Source organism: Amycolatopsis sp. NPDC024027, from assembly GCF_040638975.1.
GTDB lineage: Bacteria > Actinomycetota > Actinomycetes > Mycobacteriales > Pseudonocardiaceae > Amycolatopsis.
This window is the reverse complement of record NZ_JBEZYY010000055.1, coordinates 1-1,296: the sequence shown is the minus strand read 5'-3', so window position 1 is coordinate 1,296 and position 1,296 is coordinate 1. Positions and strand designations below refer to the sequence as shown.

The 1,296-nt window shown below is 66.6% G+C and carries 1 protein-coding gene and 1 pseudogene; both read right to left on the bottom strand.

Features of this window, described 5'->3' with window-relative positions:
• Positions 1–40: 40 nt before the first annotated feature.
• A complete protein-coding gene (locus tag AB0F52_RS48660) occupies positions 41–919 on the bottom strand; it encodes an IS3 family transposase (RefSeq protein WP_360186490.1) in 879 nt (292 codons plus the stop codon).
• Between the two features lie 17 nt (positions 920–936).
• Positions 937–1,218 (bottom strand): annotated as a pseudogene (locus AB0F52_RS48655) (transposase); the annotation flags it as partial.
• Positions 1,219–1,296 lie beyond the last annotated feature (78 nt).

Below are 1,296 nucleotides of genomic sequence, written 5' to 3'. Positions count from 1 at the left end.
TGGGGCTGACCCGGTTTGACGGACAGGGTCGTTGAGGTGGTCAGGCTACCTGGCGGGTGGCTTCGTAGGTGTTGGGACTGAGGTAGCCGAGGCTGGAGTGCAGCCGGCGGGTGTTGTACCAGCCTTCGATGTAGCTGAAGATCGCCTTGTGCGCAGCAACCCGGGTCGGCCAGCCGCGCCGGTCGATCAGTTCCGCTTTGATGGTGGCGAAGAATGATTCGGCGACAGCATTGTCCCAGCACTGTCCCTTACGCCCCACCGACAAGCGCACGCCCAGATCGTCGGCGAGAGCGCCGAAGTGGGCAGACGTATATTGGCAGCCGCGATCGGAGTGGAAGATCACTCCGGGCTCCGGGCGGCGCTGGGTGACGGCGTTGTTCAACGCCTCGGCGATGAGGTCGGTGCGCAGGTGATCCGCGGTGGCCCAGCCGACAACGCGGCGGGAGCCGAGGTCGATCACCGTGGCCAGGTACAGCCAGCCCTCCCAGGTGTGGATGTAGGTGATGTCCCCGCACCAGCGGGTGTTGATGTCGCTTGCACTGCAGGAGAAGTCCCGTTTGATCAGGTCAGCCGGAGTGCTCACGGCGGGATCGGGGACGGTCGTGGTGCGCCACCGCTTCGGGGTGCGCCCGGCGCGGCCGGCTGCGCGCAGGAGTCGGGCGACACGCTTGCGGGAATGCCGCCTGCCGCGGGCGCGCAGTTCGGCGTGCAGCCGGGGTGTTCCGTAGGTGCCGTTCGACTCGTCGTGGATCGTGACAATCTCCTCGGTCAGTTCCATGTCCTGGCGTGCACGGGCAGACGGCTCGGCGCAGCGGTGGGCGTAGTAGGCGGCTCGGGAGATCTTCAACAGGGTGCACGCACGCTTGACGTTGCCGCCCTCGGCAGCGTTCTCCGCCTCGATGAACGGGTACACGTTCACCGGATCTCCTTCGCGAAGAAAGCCGTCGCTCGTTTGAGGATCTCCACGTCCTCGGACAAGCGGCGGTTCTCCCGCCGTAACCGGGCCAGCTCGTCCCGCTCGTCGCTGGTCAGCCCGTCGGTGCGGGTTCCCGCGTCCAGCTCGGCCTGGGTGACCCACGCCCGCACGGCGGTCTCGGTCAGGTCGAAGTCCTTCGCGACCTGACCCACCGAGCGGTCACCGCGCTGGCACAACTCGACGATCTCGGCCTTGAACTCCCGCGTGAACGAACGACGAGGCCGAGGCTTCCTCTTGCCCATGGTCTCCATGATGAGGGACATCCTTCCGGAGGCTCACGCCCCCTGATCTCAGATGTCCGTCAAACCGGGTCACGCCCA